Here is a 14,393-nt window from a genome sequence, read left to right as displayed (position 1 = left end):
CAGGCGATCCGCACGCCTCGGGGCGGCTTCGCCGCGCGAACCCGCCCGACGTGGAGAAGGTGGCGACCCCTGTCGGGTTCACGGTCGACAAATGTGACAGATGTGAAAACGCCGTCCGTCAGTGCGCCGACTTGTCGGGGTTCGGGCGTACGGTGGAGTGATCCGAATCACATGGAGGTGTTCATGGCTGACAAGGTCGAGGTTCCGCCGCCCACGCTGGAACTGGGGGAGTCGTTGCGTCTCTTCGACAATCCGGTGCGGGACCGGTACGAACTCTGGTCGGGGGACGAGCTCATCGGAGTGGAGGGGTACGAGGTCACCGAGCACGGCGACGTGATCCTGCTGCACACCGTGGTCATGGAGAAGTTCGGCAAGCAGGGCTTCGCCCGCGCGCTGGTCTCCGGCGTCCTGGACGACCTCCGTTCGCGGGGGCGTCGCGTGATCCCCGTGTGCACCTACGTGCGCTCGTTCATCTCCCGGTTCCCGCAGTACCAGGACGTCGTCGACTCGGCGGCGCGCACCTAGCGGTCCGGCCGGCGCGGCGCCCGCACCATCTCCGAGCGCCGGAGCTCGGCGCCAGCCCGACCCCACACGGGCGTCAGGGTGTGCCATCGGGCTCCGTCCAGAAGCCGTAGGTGTGGTGATCGGTGAAGCCGAGTGATCGGTAGAGAGACTGAGCCGCGTCGTTGTCGCGGGTGACCTCGAGGTAGATCCGGGCCGCACCGAGGCCCGCGGCCTCGGCGATCGCATGCCGCACGAGCATGTGCGCCAGGCCGCGCCGTCGATACGAAGGGGCGACGGTGACGGCCGCGAGTCCGCCCCAGAGCCGGCCGCCGGCGTCCGCGGTCACGGTGGCCCGCGCTGCGGCGACGGTGCTGTCACCGTCGCGTATCGAGACGAAGCGCGATGCGCCGTCCACGGACCGGATGAGCTGCTCCGACACGCCGGTCACCGCGAGCCACTGCGTGTCCGGCGCCAACGCCACCCGCGCGCCCGGCGCGACGGCACCCAGGGAAACGGGAGCGGTCAGGGTATCGGTGAGCGTGTCCAGCGGCGCCGGACTGACCGCGGGTCGCGGGCCCGACATCCAGCCTCAACGGGAGTCCCCGCTGGGCGAACCATTCCCTGACCGCGGGCAGGTCCGCTGCCGAGGCGTCGGGATGCAGGGCCGCGGCACTGCTGGCGCGATTGCCACGCAGTCCCGGGGCCGCTCGGCAGAGCCAGCCGTCGATCCACTCGCGCTCCACCGACCACCACGACCGGGCCCGCGCGAGGTCCAACGACCGGATCTCGCTCGCCCGGACCGGCCGGGGCGGCACCGTCTTCGCCCGGACGATCTCGTCGCGGGGAATCGCGTGCTCGGCGCCGTCGCGGTCGGCGCGGACGATCAGCGGGTCACCGTCGGACAGTAGCGTTCCGAGGACGTCCGCGGCCTGCCCGGACGGCAGCAGGCGCCGGATCACCACCCGGTCGCCGGGGGCGGGCACGTCAGTGGCCGAAGGGGTCTTCGACGGTGCCCGGCACCCACGTCAGCCCCGGCACGTTCCAGCCCTGCTTCTTGATGAACTTCTTCGCCTGCCGCGCGTACCGGCCGGTGAGGACGTCCGTGTAGAGGAAGCCGTCGAGGTGGCCGGTCTCGTGCTGGAGCATCCGCGCGAAGAAGCCGGTGCCCTCGATCTCGACCTTCTCGCCGTTGCGGTCGGTGCCGACGACCTTGGCCCAGTCGGCGCGGCCCGTCGGGAAGGACTCGCCGGGGACGGAGAGGCAGCCCTCCCAGTCGTCGTCGGGGTCCGGCATCGTCTCGGGGATCTCCGAGGTGGTGAGCACGGGGTTGATCACCTCGCCGCGCCGGCGCTCGCGGGTCTCCTCGTCGGGGCAGTCGTAGACGAACAGCCGCAGGGCGCGGCCCACCTGGTTGCCCGCGAGGCCGACGCCGTTGGCGACGTCCATGGTCTCGTACATGTCGTCGAGCAGCGCCACGATCTCGGCCGACGGTTTGCCGTCCGCATCCAGCTCGACGGGCGTCGTGGGGGAGTGCAGCACGGGGTCGCCGACGATGACGATGGGGAGGACGGACATGGCGTACACGGTAGTAGGGCGCGCTGCGGGGTGCACCGGCGCACCGGGCGTGCCCGGCCCGGGGGCGCGAGAGGTGCGCGACACGCGCCCGGAGCCCCGTGGCGCCGCCGCCGGCCGTGGTTAGATTGACGCGAACTACAGAAGTGTGATTTCGAATGCGAGGGGAACGCATGGAGGGCGCCGGTGCGGCCGCGCAGAAGACGGTCCGAGCTGATGCGCACCCCGTCGACGAGCGCGGCGAGGACGGCCTGACCAGGCGCGAGCACGACATCCTGGCCTTCGAGCGCCAGTGGTGGAAGTACGCCGGCGCCAAGGAGGACGCGATCAAGGAGCTGTTCGGGCTCTCCGCGACCCGGTACTACCAGGTACTCAATGCGCTGGTCGACACGCCCGAGGCGCTGGCCGCCGACCCCATGCTCGTCAAGCGCCTGCGGCGGGTCCGGGCCAGCCGGCAAAAGGCCCGCGCCGCCCGCAAGCTCGGCTTCGAGATCACGTGATCCGATACAGTCGGGTGTCGTGAGCACTCAGAACACCCGCGCCGTCCCGATCCGGACCATCATCATGATCCTGATCTCGGCGGCGATCATCCTGGCGGCCGTCGGGGTCCACGGGCTCCTGACCCGCAACGACGATCCCCAGGCGGCGCTCAACGCGCAGGAGGCCAAGATCAAGGCCGCCTCGACCGAGACCGCGCAGCCCGCCGCCGCCACGCCGGCGGTGTGCCTGATCTCCGTCGCGAAGGCCCCGGTCGCCGAGACGCGGGACACCCTGAAGAAGGCCGGATTCACCGTGCAGGGCGAGAACGCGGCGGACTGGCCGAACCGCCCCGCCGCGCCGCGAGCGACCACCGTGTACTTCGAGGGGGGCGGCGAGGACGCCGCCAAGACGATCTCCACGGCGCTCCCCGGCTCGGCGACCGCCGCGCGGCCCGCAGGGCTCGAGGCGTGCGCGGGCGCGCTCGCCGTCGCCGTTGTCAGAAAGTAGCCCGCGACGGGTGGAGCGGGGTCCTGTCCCTCGCCGCGAGAGCGGCCCCGATATGATTTCGGGCAACACCAGCCCCAGGGCGGCCCGGCACCGGTAGCCGTCGCAAAAGGAGTCATCGATGACGAAGCGTCAGTTCCTCGCCCCGATCGCGATCCTTCCGGTGGCGGCTATCGCCCTGGCCGGCTGTACCCCCAACGCGAAGCCCTCCGACGCCCCCGGCACGACGCCCGCGGTCGTCACCGGCGCCACGGTGCCCGCCCAGGGCCCGGTTCGCAGCCTGGATCCCAACTCCCACGGCGAGGAGGCCAAGCCGGGCGCGAGCACCCCGTCGGCCGGCGCCGCCGAGGCCTCCCTCGTCAAGCCCGACGGCAGCAGCGCCGGCAAGGCGACCTTCTCCGAGAAGGACGGCGTCGTGGTGGTCGACGTCCGCGTCACCGGCCTGCCGGCCGGTTTCCATGCCATGCACATCCACGAGGTGGGCAAGTGCGAGCCGAACTCGGTCGCCAGGAACGGTGCCCCCGGTTCCGCTGCCAACTTCGGCTCCGCCGGCGGCCACTGGCAGAAGCCCGGCGCCTCCGGCCATCCCATGACGGGTGACCTGGTCTCGGTTTACGTCAACGCGAACGGCACCGGCCAGACCGTGACCAGCACCGGCGCCTTCACCCTCGCGGACATCAAGCGGAACGCCGACGGCAATGCGCTCATGATCCATGCCGGTCCCGACAACTTCGGCAACATCCCGTCGGCGCGCTACACCAACATCGTTCCGGGGCAGCCCGTGCCGGACGAGACCACCCTCAACACCGGCGACGCCGGCGGCCGCATCGCGTGCGGCGTGATCAAGGTCGGTTAGCCATCGAGAACGTCGCCTTCGAGGCGTCGCCGCGGCCGACGATCGGCGTCGAGTGGGAGTTCGCCCTCGTCGACCGGGAGACCGCGGATCTGGTCAGCAGGGCCGGGGAATTGTTCGACGGGGTGCGGTCCACGCACCCCGATCTCGCAACGCAGGTGCACTCCGAGATGCTGCGCAACACCGTCGAGGTGGTGACCGGCGTCTGCGAGAACACCGCGGAGGCGATGGCCGATCTGGCGACGGTGATCCGTGGCGTGCGCGCTGCGGCTGATCCGATGGGCGTCGACCTGTTCGGCGCGGGCACGCATCCGTTCGCGCAGTGGAGCGCGCAGCAGCTGACTGACAATCCGCGCTACGACGAGCTCATCGCCCGTACCCAGTGGTGGGGCCGGCAGATGCTCATCTGGGGCGTGCACGTGCACGTCGGCGTGAACCGCCGCGACAAGGTGCTGCCGATCATCTCGGCGCTGCTCAACCACTACCCGCACCTGCTGGCGCTCTCCGCCAGCTCCCCGATGTGGGGCGGCCACGACACCGGGTACGCGAGCACCCGGGCCATGATGTTCCAGCAGCTGCCCACCGCGGGCCTACCCTTCCAGTTCGAGCAGTGGAGCGAGTTCGAGCGCTTCGTGCACGACCAGAAGACGACGGGGATCATCGACCACCTCAACGAGATCCGCTGGGACATCCGCCCCGCGTGCCACCTCGGCACCATCGAGGTGCGGATCTGCGACGGGATGTCGAGCTTCGCGGAGCTGGAGGCCGTCGTCGCCCTGATCCACTGCCTCGTCGTGTGGCTGGACGAACGTCTGGACGCGGGGGAGACCCTGCCGACGCTGCCGCCGTGGCACGTCCAGGAGAACAAGTGGCGCGCCGCGCGGTACGGCCTCGACGCCATCATCATCCAGGACGCCGACAACAACGAGCGGCTGGTCACCGACGACCTCGACGACCTGCTCGAGCAGCTGGCGCCCGTCGCGCGGCGTCTCGGATGCTCCCGTGAGCTGGACGCGGTCGCCGCGATCCCGCAGCGCGGCGCCTCGTACCAGCGGCAGCGCGCCATCGCCGACGGGGTGTGCAGCACCGACGCCTACCGCGACGTCGTGCGGTCGGTCACGCACGAGCTCGTTCTGCCGTAGCCGGCGCTACCGCCCGTCCGCCGGCGCGGCCGAGCCCTAGTCGCGGCTGCCGGTCTCCATCTGTTCGGGGTCGATCGTGCTGTCGCGCAGCCGCTGCTCCTGGTACGCCACGCGGCCCACGCGGTGCGCCACTGCCGGTGCGGTGATCATCGTGAACAATCCCACGAGGACGAGCATCCACACGTCGACGGAATCCGTCATCCGTACGATGGCGCCGGCCAGGAGCAGGAGCATGCCCAGGGTCTGCGGCTTCGTCGCCGCGTGCATCCGGGTGAGCGTGTCCGGGAAGCGGATGATGCCGATCGCCGCGGTCAACGCGAAGACGGCGCCCGTGAGGAACAGGACCGAGGAGACGATGTCGACGATCATCGGGTACCTCCGGGTCGCGGTGCGATGTCCGGCGTCTCGTCCGGGGCGGACGGAGCCGTTCCGGCGTCGTCGGGCACCCGGAACCGGACCACTGAGATCGAGCCGACGAAGCCGACCAGCGAGAGTGCGACGATCGCCGGGATGACCGACGAGTTGCGGCTGTAGGCGGCCCAGACGGCGAGACCGCCGATCGCGATGGCGATGAGGGCGTCGACCGCGACGACCCGATCGAGCGTGTTCGGGCCGCGCAGAAGCCGGTACGCCGTGAGGAACGCGGCGGTCACGAGGATCACGCCGGTGATGACGAAGACGACGGTCATGCCTCCCCCTCCTCGGGCCGCCGGGCATCGCGGTAGGCGATCTCGGGGGCCGCAATCCTGCGGGCATCGCCGGCCGGGCCGCGCGAGTCCGGCGTGACGTGGTGATACGCGTCGTCGTCGATACCGTGCAGTGGGCTCGCGTGCCACTCGTTGTCCCTCTCGAAGGCGCTGATGAAGAGGCGCTCGAGGCGGGCGGTGCTGCGGTAGAACTGGCGCACCGACTTCTCGCTGCTCACATCCACGACGTGCACGTACAGCAAGCGCCGCTTGGTATCGATGTCCAGCACCATCGTGCCCGGAATCAGGTTCATCATGTCGACCAAGAGTGTGAGCACCAGGTCGGACTTGATCGCGACCTTCGCCCGCAGCACCGCGCTCAGCGGCATCGTGCCGGGCCGGATCGCGAGCCAGGCCACCTCGGCCGACGAGCGGAACATCTCCACGAAGAACACCCCGCCCAGCTTGAGCAGCGCGCCGAGGTGGACGCGGCCCTCGACGGGCACCGGAGGCATCGGGAGCAGCAGCAGGATCGCCAGGCCCACGAGTAGTCCGCCCGCGATATTGCCCCAGGTCACATCGCCCCACAGCATCACCCACACCGCGTCGAGCCACAGCAGCTGGCCCAGCTTGACCAGCACGGCGCGGCCGTCGCGCAGGTCAGGCAGTACCCGTGACACGAGCTTAGCCATGCGCGCCTCCCTGAGGGTTCTGCGGTTCGACGGTGCCCGGGCCGTTCCCCTGCGCCCCGGTCATCGGCGTGTACGCCTGCCAACCGCCGCTGCCGTCGGGCGTTTTCAGTTTCGCCACGCCCCCCGGGCCCAGCACCGCCTCGATGTAGTCGGCGCGCCCGATCAGCTGGGCGGCGGCGCGATCGGTGACGGTGAACATCGGTCCCGCGAGAACCGCCAGGAGTAGGCCGACTCCGAGGAGTCCTGCGGTGGGCGCGACCATGCTCACCGGCATTCGGCCCGGATCCTCGCGATCCGCGAACTCGATGACGTCGGCGTCGTCGAGCAGAGCCTCCGGGTGGGCGACGGCGAGCTGCCCCTCGGGTGCGTCCGACCGCGTGCGCCAGAAGGCCTTGGTCCAGACGCGGATGACCGCGTACAGGGTCAGCAGGCTCGTGACCACGCTTCCGCCGACCAGCACCCAGGCCACCACCGAGCCCTGCTGCACACCGGCCTCGATCAGCCCCACCTTGCCGATGAAGCCCGAGAACGGCGGGATGCCGCCCAGGTTCAGCGCGGGGAGGAAGAACAGGATCGCCAGCACGGGGCTGGCCGCTGCGAGGCCGCCGAGGCGGCGCAGGGACGCGGCGCCCGCCTGCCGTTCGATGAGTCCCACCACCAGGAACAGCGTCGTCTGAACGAGGATGTGGTGCACCACGTAGTAGATCGTCGAGCTGAGGCCCAGCGGCGACGACAGGCCGACGCCGAAGATCATGTAGCCGATGTGGCTGACCAGCGTGAACGACAGGAGCCGCTTGATGTCGGTCTGCGCGATCGCGCCGAGGATCCCCACGATCATCGTGAGCAGGCCGGCGATCATGAGCACGTCGTCGAGCGCTCCGCCCGGGAAGAGCAGGGTGTGCACGCGGATGATCGCGTAGACGCCCACCTTCGTCAGCAGGCCCGCGAAGACGGCCGTCACCGGTGCCGGCGCCGTCGGATAGGAGTCGGGCAACCAGGTGGACAGCGGGAAGATCGCCGCCTTGATCCCGAACGCCACGAGCAGCACGGCGAACAGGGTGGTCCGCGTACCCGTGGGCAGATCCTGCAACTTGATCGCCATGTCCGCCAGGTTCAGCGTGCCGGTCGCGAAGTAGGCGTAGGCGATGCCCAGAAGGAAGACCACCGACGAGACCATCGAGACCATGGCGTAGGAGACGCCGGCCCGGACGCGGTCGGCGCTGCCGCCCACGGTCAGGAGCACGAAGCTCGCGGCGAGCAGCATCTCGAACGAGACGAACAGGTTGAACAGGTCGCCCGCGAGGAAGGCATTGCAGACGCCCGCCGCGAGGATGAGGTAGGTCGGGTAGAAGATCGAGACGGGCTGCTGCTCGTCCCCGTCGCGGATGCCCTGGCCGACCGAGTACACGAGGACGCCCAGGAGCACGATCGCGGAGACCAGCACCATCAGCGCGGCGAGCTGGTCCGCGACGAGCGTGATCCCCAACGGCGAGCCCGCGCCGTCCCGGTCGCCCCAGCCGCCGACGTGCAGCGCGACGGTGCCGTGGCGGTCGGTGTAGTAGAGCATCATCGCCGACACCACGACGATCGCGGTCAGCGAGAGGAGGGAGATCAGTCGCTGGAGCCGCGGGTGCCGGCCCGTGACCATGGTGATCGCGGCCGCCACGATCGGCAGCACCGTCGGCAAGGGGATGAGGGCCAGCATCAATGCTTCGGTCATCGCTGGTCCTCCTCGTCCGCCGGCGGCAACTGCTTCTGGCGGATGACGTTCGGCAGCGGGAGAGCGCCCGTGTCGATCACATCGACCCGTGCCCTGAGCAGGTCCTCGGCGGTGAGCGGCTCACCGTCGGGTCCGTAGGCGTCGCCCAGGGCGGACGGCGCGCCCGTGATCGGATCGTCCGAGGCGTCGTAGTCGGGATCCTCCGCCGCGATGTCGACGTCGCGCTCGAGCACCTTCGTGTCCTCGGGGTCGTCGTCGACCTCGTCGTCGGTGTTGATGGTGAAGGACCGGTAGGCCAGCGCGAGGATGAATGCCGCCATGCCCATCGTGATGACGATGGCGGTGAGGATCATCGCCTGCGCCAGCGGATCCGCCTCCGTAAGCCGGCCCTCCGAGAAGTAACCGACGATGGGCGGATTGCCGGGCGGTGAGGACAACGCGAGCAGCAGAAGATTGACCGCGTTGCTGAACAGGATGATGCCCATCAGCATGCGGGTGAGGCTGCGGTCGAGCAGCAAGTAGACGCCGGTGGCGACCATCACGGCGATCGCGGCGAAGAGCCCGATGTCGACGATCATCGTGCACCGCCCGCCGATTGGACGGGCAGGGGCGAGGTCATGTCGGCGGGGGATCCCTCCAGGTCGAGTCGTGCTCCGAGGCTGCGCAGGACGTCGAGGACCAGGCCCACGACGATCAGGTACACGCCGGCGTCGAAGATCAGCGCGGTCACCACCTTGACGTCGCCGAAGACCGGCAGGGTCAGCTCGAAGGCCACCGACGACATGGCCGGCGCACCCAGGAGCAGCGAGACGATGGAGCCGCTCGCCGCCAGCAACAGGCCCGTGCCGAGGATGCGGCCGGCGTCGAGCGGGAGCGCCTCGCCGATCTCGTACCGGCCACCGGCGAGGTAGCGCAGAACCAGGGCCAGGCCGGCGGTGAGGCCGCCCGCGAAGCCGCCGCCGGGCGCGTTGTGCCCGGAGAAGAAGAAGAACACCGAGACCACCATGACCGTCGGGAAGGCCAAGCGGGTGGTGATCTCGAGGACGAGCGAGCGGTGGCGCGGATCGCGCAGAGCGGTCCCGCGCAGCCAGGTCGTCCCCGGAGCCGCGGCCGCCGCCTCGGCGCTGACGCGCGGCGCGGATCCGAAGCGGCGGTTGCGGAACACCAGGGACGCCACGCCGGTCGCCGCGACGAGCAGCACCGAGATCTCGCCCAGGGTGTCCCAGGCGCGGATGTCGACGAGGAGCACGTTGACCGTGTTGTGTCCGTAGCCGAACTCGTAGGCCTGGCCGGGCAGGCGGTCCGCGACCGGCTCCGCGACCCGCGCGGAGCGGGCGGCGATCGCCACCACGACGACCATGACCGCGACGCCCACGCCGAGCAGGGCCCGCGCGACGCGAGAGGGCCGGTTACCGGTGATCGGCGCCTCGGCGGGGAGCTTGCGCAGTACGAGCACGAAGATCACCAGCGTCAGCGTCTCGACCAGGAACTGCGTGAGCGCGAGATCGGGGGCGCCGTAGATCGCGAAGATGACGCCGCTGCCATAACCCGTCACGCCGACCACGAGCACCGTTGCGAGGCGGTTGCGCAGGACGACCGCGGTCAGTGCCGCGGCGCACATCAGGGTTGCGATGGCGAGGAAGACGGGCGAGGCTTCGACCCGCATGTCGGGGCGGTCGCGGGTACCGAAGACCAGGACGAGGACCGGCAGGAGCACCAGCGTCAGCAGGATGGTGCCCTGGGTCAGCGGGAGCGAGCCGCGTTGCGTGCTCTGCGTCATACGCAGGGAGAGCACATCGGCGCCGCGCAGAGTGGCGTCGTAGAGCCGATCGGCGTTGCCCAGGAGGACGCTGTTGCGGCGGCGCAGTCGGGAGAACGGGCTGCGGGGCTGGGCGATGACGACGCCCGCCGCGATGATGAGGACCGTCAACAGCAGGGGAAGGGTGAAGCCGTGCCACAGAGCGAGGTAGTAGGGGTCGGCCGCGGGAGGGAAGGATTGGTCGGGGTACTCCGCGAGCACGGGGTCGAGCCGGGACGAGAAGACGCCGCAGAGGAGACCGAGCACGGCGAGCAACGCGGGCCCGGCGACGAAGAGCGGGCTGATCGAGTGGATGCTCTCGACGGCGCGCGTCGGGCCGGACCGTCCTTTACGGCCGAAGGCGCCCCACAGGAACCGGATGCTGTACGCCACCGTCAGCGCGGACCCCACGCAGAGGCCGATGAGCAGCAGGACGGGCAGCGGGGCCGGTAGCGAGGCGTGCAGCATCGTCTCGAGCGCCGCCTCCTTCCCCACGAAGCCGTACAGCGGTGGGATCCCGGCCATCGACGCAGCGGCCAGCGCGGCGATCACCGCGAGCACCTTCTGCCGATCGCCGAGGTACGCCAGTCGGCGGATGTCCCGGGTGCCCGTGGCGTGGTCGATGATGCCGACGACCATGAACAGCGTCGCTTTGAACAGCGCGTGGGCGGTGAGCATCGTGATGCCCGCGAGCGCGACGTTCCGCTCGCCGGTGCCGACGAGCACCATCAGCATGCCGAGCTGGCTGACCGTGCCGAAGGCGAGAATCAACTTGAGATCGAACTCGCGCAGGGCACGCCAGCCGGCGAGGATCATCGTCAGGATCCCCAGGCCCAGCACGATGACGCGCCAGGACGTGAGGTGCGCGAACGCCGGCGCGAGCAGCGCGACGAGGAAGATGCCGGCCTTGACCATCGCGGCGGCGTGCAGATAGCCGGAGACGGGCGTCGGGGCGGCCATGGCGCCGGGCAGCCAGAAGTGGAAGGGCACGATCGCCGACTTGCTGATCGCGCCGACGAGGATCAGTACCACGCCGGTCTCCACGGCGATCGAGATCGTCGACGGGTCGGCCACGGCACGGGCGATCACCTCGGAGAAGAGGTAGGTGCCGTAGTACTCGCCCAGAATGATGATGCCGACCAGCATCGCCAGGCCGCCGAGGGTGGTCACCAGCAGTGCCTGGGTGGCAGCGCGGCGGCTGCTCGCGCGCTCGGCGTAGTAGGCGACGAGCAGGAAGCTCAGCACCGAGGTGAGCTCCCAGAAGACGTACATCACCAGCATGTTGTCGCTGACCACGAGTCCGAACATGACCGCCATGAAGGCGACCAGCTCGGCGGCGAAGGTGGGCAACTTGCGGGTGTTGGAGACACCGGTGAAGTAGCCGGCGCAGTAGACCAGGATCACGGCGCCGATGCCGAGGACCAGTACGGACATCACCGCGGCGAGCGGGGTGAGCCGCAGGTCGACGTTCATGTTCAGCGCGGGGACCCACTGCACGCTCTCCGTGCGGTCGGGTTCGCCCGACACCGGCCAGTGGACGATGACCCAGACCAGCGCGGCGGTGGGCACTGCGGCGAGACCGAGGAATCCGCGTGCGCCGAATCGGCCGACCACGACAGGGGCGGCTAAGGTCGCCAATGACAAACAGGCGAGGATGACAAGCAAGGGCACTCCGTCCTATGTGTGAGCGGGGTGTCGTTCTTTTGAGATTCTACCGGTAGGCATTTCGGGAGCTGCATGGACCAGTCGAAGGATCGACCGACCACATTGCGTGCGCGGATCGTGCGCCGTGCACGCATCACTTTCGGCGCGTTGGCCGTGGGGGCGCTCGTGCTTTTCGGGGCCACGGCGTGCGGCGACGACGCCGCCGAGGACGCGCCGGCGGCGACCGTCACCCTGCCCGCGTCCTTCCCCAAGGCCGACGTGCCCATCGTCGACGGCAACCTCATCGACGCGGGGGAGCGGGCGCAGGGCGGCGTCACCGTCTACAACGCGACGGTGCAGGCCGGCGACGGCGGGTACGACGCCGCGAAGCGCAAGCTCACCGATGCCGGCTACATCGCGCTGGGCGCGGGCGCCCCCGACGCCGGGACCCAGTCCGCCCAGTTCTCCGGCAAGGGCTACGTCGTCACCGTGAGCTCCGTCCAGGCCGGCGCGGTGCCCAACGCCGTCTTCTACTCGATCAGCAAGGGCTAGGTCGTCCCCGCCCGACGGTCCGCGTAGGCCTGCAGCTCCGCGACCTGCACGGGGTCCAGCGACGGCCGCACGGCCAGCCGCGCGGCCTCGACGTCGGCGGCGGTCACGGTGGCGGCGTCCAGGTCGCGCCGCATGGCGGTCAGCGCCGCCTCGCGCAGCAGTGCGCTGCAGTCGGCGGCCGAGTAGCCGTCCAGCTGCTCGGCCAGCGCCGGCAGATCCACATCGTCGGCGAGCGGGATCGACCGCGAGCTGGTCTTCAGGATCTCCGCGCGCGCTTCGGCGTCCGGCGGCGGCACGAAGATCAGCCGCTCCAGCCGGCCGGGCCGCAGAAGCGCCGGATCCACGAGGTCGGGTCGGTTCGTCGCGCCCAGGACCACCACGTCGCGCAGGGGTTCGGCGCCGTCGAGCTCGGTGAGCAGCGCGGCCACCACCTTGTCGCCCACCCCCGAGTCCGACGACTGCCCGCGCCGCGGCGCCAGCGCGTCCACCTCGTCGAGGAAGATCAGCGAGGGGGCGCTGCCCCGCGCTCGCGCGAACAGGTCGCGGACGGCCTTCTCGGACTCGCCGACCCACTTGTTCATCAGTTCCGCGCCCTTGACCGCGTGCACCGACAGCTGGCCCGACGCCGCGAGCGCGCGGACCACGAAGGTCTTGCCGCAGCCGGGCGGTCCGTAGAGCAGCACGCCGCGCGGCGGCTCCACGCCGAGCCGCGCGAAGGTGTCCGGGTGGCGCAGCGGCCAGAGCACCGTCTCGGTGAGGGCCTGCTTGGTCTCGACCATGTCGCCCACGTCGTCGAGCGTGATCGACCCCACCGCGACCTCCTCGGTCGCCGAGCGCGACACCGGCCGGATCACGCCGAGCGCACCGAGCAGGTCGGGCTGCGTGATGGCGACCCGCTCGTCCGTGCCGACCACTCGGGCCGCCGCGCGCAGTGCGCCCTCCCGGCACAGCGCCGCGAGGTCCGCGGCCACGAAGCCGGGTGCCCGCAGCGCGACCTCGTGCAGGTCCAGGTCGACGGTCGGCGCCTCCCGCAGCAGCAGGTCCAGCAGCTGCTCGCGCTGCTTCGCGTCCGGCAGGTCGATGGTGACCGTCCGCTCGGCCAGGTCGGGCTCGCGCAGCCTCGAGTCCAGTTCGCCGGGCGCCGAGGTGGTCGAGAGCAGGGCGACCCGCGGCGTCGCGACGGCCCGGCGCAGCTCGTCGAGGATCATCGTCGAGACGGGCTCGCGGGTCGCGGGCAGCAGCGCCTCGACGTCGCGGACCAGCAGCGCGGCGCCCGAACCGTTGACCGCCTCACGGACGCGCGCGACCGCGGAGCGCACTCGTTCCAGCCGCGCCTGCGGCTCCAGCGCGCCGGTCAGCGCACCGTCGAGCTCGACGAGCGGCCGCGGCGCCACGACGGACCGCGCGACCGTCGCCTTGCCGCCGCCCGTCGGGCCGGTGATCAGCACGCCGAGCCGGGCGGGCGCGCCGAGCTTCTCCAGCAGCTCCGGCTCGTCGAGCGCGAGGGAGAGCCATTCGGTGAGCCGACGGACAGCGCCGTCGGCGCCGACCAGGTCGGCGACCGGCCGCACCGCCGGCGTCTCGACGTCGGGCACCTCGTCGAGGAGGGTCACCTCGACCTCCGGAGCGGGGGAGGAGGCGGCCGGCGCGGGGGAACCGTCGTCGGCCCAGAGCACGGCGGAGTTCGGCTGTACCGACACCGGCCCCGGTGACGGCTCCACCCCGACCACCGTGAGCAGCTCGTTCGTCCACGAGACCCCCACGAGCCGCGACAGCTGCGCCGTCGCGTCCGCCGTGGACGTGCCCGGTCCGAGGTCGCGCGGCAGCAGCGAGACGCTGTCGCCGGACATCATCACCTTGCCGAGCAGCGCCTGCCGCAGTGCGGCACCGTCGAGCGCGGTGCGGGTCAGCGCGCTGCCGCGCAGCAGCACCCGCTTGGCGCCGTAGACGGTGGCGGGAGCGATCACGACGGTCGCGTCCTCGCGGAGGCCGCAGTTGGTGATGGTCAGCTCGTCGAGCAGGGCGACGCCCGGCGGGCTGCCCGGCGGCGCCGTCGCGACGACCGCGGCGGTGCGGCGCGCGCCGAGGAGCTCGATCCCGTCCCACTCGCGCAGGCCCAGCGCCGCGAGCGCCTCGGGGTGGATGCGGACGATGCCCCGTCGCGCCTCGAGGGCCGAGGTCTGCAGGCGGACGGTGAGCGAGAGGTTCGACACCCGGTCCACACTAGTTCGCCGCGCCGCTCGGTG

At 70.9% G+C, this 14,393-nt stretch carries 15 protein-coding genes and 1 pseudogene; 6 read left to right on the top strand and 10 right to left on the bottom strand.

Annotated features, from left to right (window positions below; genetic code table 11):
• Positions 1-183 precede the first annotated feature (183 nt).
• Positions 184-525 carry a GNAT family N-acetyltransferase gene (locus FK529_RS00905; protein ID WP_146558685.1) on the top strand — a complete coding sequence of 114 codons (342 nt, stop codon included), beginning with the start codon at positions 184-186 and terminating at the stop codon, positions 523-525.
• 73 nt (positions 526-598) lie between these two features.
• On the opposite strand, the gene FK529_RS00900 is transcribed toward FK529_RS00905, so the two are convergent.
• From FK529_RS00900 to FK529_RS00895, 3 genes and pseudogenes are all read right to left on the bottom strand, one after another.
• On the bottom strand, positions 599-1,087 hold the full coding sequence (locus FK529_RS00900) for a GNAT family N-acetyltransferase (protein ID WP_146558683.1): 489 nt from the start codon (positions 1,085-1,087) through the stop codon (positions 599-601).
• Between the two features lie 55 nt (positions 1,088-1,142).
• Positions 1,143-1,487 (bottom strand): annotated as a pseudogene (locus FK529_RS21065) (GNAT family N-acetyltransferase, cg3035/Rv0428c family); the annotation flags it as partial.
• A 1-nt stretch (position 1,488) separates the two neighbouring features.
• Positions 1,489-2,079 (bottom strand): peptide deformylase, encoded by a 591-nt coding sequence (locus FK529_RS00895; protein ID WP_146558680.1) that lies wholly within the window; start codon positions 2,077-2,079, stop codon positions 1,489-1,491.
• 170 nt (positions 2,080-2,249) lie between these two features.
• Here FK529_RS00895 and napA point away from each other — a divergent pair, with 170 nt between their 5' ends.
• The 4 genes from napA to FK529_RS00875 all read left to right on the top strand — a co-directional run bounded on the left by napA (position 2,250) and on the right by FK529_RS00875 (position 5,055).
• Positions 2,250-2,576, top strand: coding sequence for a nucleoid-associated protein NapA (gene napA, locus FK529_RS00890; protein WP_146558678.1), 327 nt, complete (start codon positions 2,250-2,252; stop codon positions 2,574-2,576).
• A gap of 19 nt (positions 2,577-2,595) precedes the next feature.
• Positions 2,596-3,063, top strand: coding sequence for a LytR C-terminal domain-containing protein (locus tag FK529_RS00885; protein WP_146558676.1), 468 nt, complete (start codon positions 2,596-2,598; stop codon positions 3,061-3,063).
• Positions 3,064-3,181: 118 nt separating this feature from the next.
• Positions 3,182-3,916 (top strand): superoxide dismutase[Cu-Zn], encoded by a 735-nt coding sequence (sodC, locus tag FK529_RS00880; protein ID WP_146558674.1) that lies wholly within the window; start codon positions 3,182-3,184, stop codon positions 3,914-3,916.
• A 2-nt stretch (positions 3,917-3,918) separates the two neighbouring features.
• Complete coding sequence (locus FK529_RS00875) at positions 3,919-5,055, top strand: glutamate--cysteine ligase (protein WP_146559484.1); 1,137 nt, start codon at positions 3,919-3,921, stop codon at positions 5,053-5,055.
• 36 nt (positions 5,056-5,091) lie between these two features.
• On the opposite strand, the gene mnhG is transcribed toward FK529_RS00875, so the two are convergent.
• From mnhG to FK529_RS00845, 6 genes are read right to left on the bottom strand one after another with little or no spacing between them, the layout of a single operon-like run.
• Positions 5,092-5,424: a monovalent cation/H(+) antiporter subunit G gene (gene mnhG, locus FK529_RS00870; protein WP_146558672.1), complete on the bottom strand. Its 333-nt coding sequence runs from the start codon at positions 5,422-5,424 to the stop codon at positions 5,092-5,094.
• Positions 5,421-5,744 (bottom strand): monovalent cation/H+ antiporter complex subunit F, encoded by a 324-nt coding sequence (locus FK529_RS00865; protein ID WP_146558670.1) that lies wholly within the window; start codon positions 5,742-5,744, stop codon positions 5,421-5,423. The genes mnhG and FK529_RS00865 overlap by 4 nt, the downstream gene beginning before the upstream one ends.
• Entirely contained in the window at positions 5,741-6,433 is a 693-nt protein-coding gene (locus FK529_RS00860; protein WP_146558668.1) for a Na+/H+ antiporter subunit E, read from the bottom strand. The genes FK529_RS00865 and FK529_RS00860 overlap by 4 nt, the downstream gene beginning before the upstream one ends.
• A complete protein-coding gene (locus FK529_RS00855) occupies positions 6,426-8,153 on the bottom strand; it encodes a Na+/H+ antiporter subunit D (protein WP_146558666.1) in 1,728 nt (575 codons plus the stop codon). Before FK529_RS00855 ends, FK529_RS00860 begins: the two co-directional genes overlap by 8 nt.
• Entirely contained in the window at positions 8,150-8,731 is a 582-nt protein-coding gene (locus FK529_RS00850; protein ID WP_146558664.1) for a Na(+)/H(+) antiporter subunit C, read from the bottom strand. The genes FK529_RS00855 and FK529_RS00850 overlap by 4 nt, the downstream gene beginning before the upstream one ends.
• The gene (locus FK529_RS00845) at positions 8,728-11,616 is read right to left on the bottom strand and encodes a Na+/H+ antiporter subunit A (protein ID WP_146559483.1); all 2,889 of its coding nucleotides are present in this window, start codon (positions 11,614-11,616) and stop codon (positions 8,728-8,730) included. Before FK529_RS00845 ends, FK529_RS00850 begins: the two co-directional genes overlap by 4 nt.
• Positions 11,617-11,688: 72 nt before the next feature.
• Between FK529_RS00845 and FK529_RS00840 the strand changes: the two genes are divergently transcribed.
• Positions 11,689-12,147 (top strand): hypothetical protein, encoded by a 459-nt coding sequence (locus FK529_RS00840; RefSeq protein WP_146558662.1) that lies wholly within the window; start codon positions 11,689-11,691, stop codon positions 12,145-12,147.
• On the opposite strand, the gene FK529_RS00835 is transcribed toward FK529_RS00840, so the two are convergent.
• Positions 12,144-14,360: an AAA family ATPase gene (locus FK529_RS00835; protein WP_146558660.1), complete on the bottom strand. Its 2,217-nt coding sequence runs from the start codon at positions 14,358-14,360 to the stop codon at positions 12,144-12,146. The two genes, FK529_RS00840 and FK529_RS00835, sit on opposite strands and share 4 nt — an antisense overlap.
• Positions 14,361-14,393 lie beyond the last annotated feature (33 nt).

It is taken from the genome of Tsukamurella asaccharolytica, assembly GCF_007858435.1.
Lineage (GTDB): Bacteria > Actinomycetota > Actinomycetes > Mycobacteriales > Mycobacteriaceae > Tsukamurella > Tsukamurella asaccharolytica.
The sequence above is the reverse complement of the archived record's forward strand: the minus strand, read 5'-3'. Positions and strand labels throughout refer to the sequence as shown.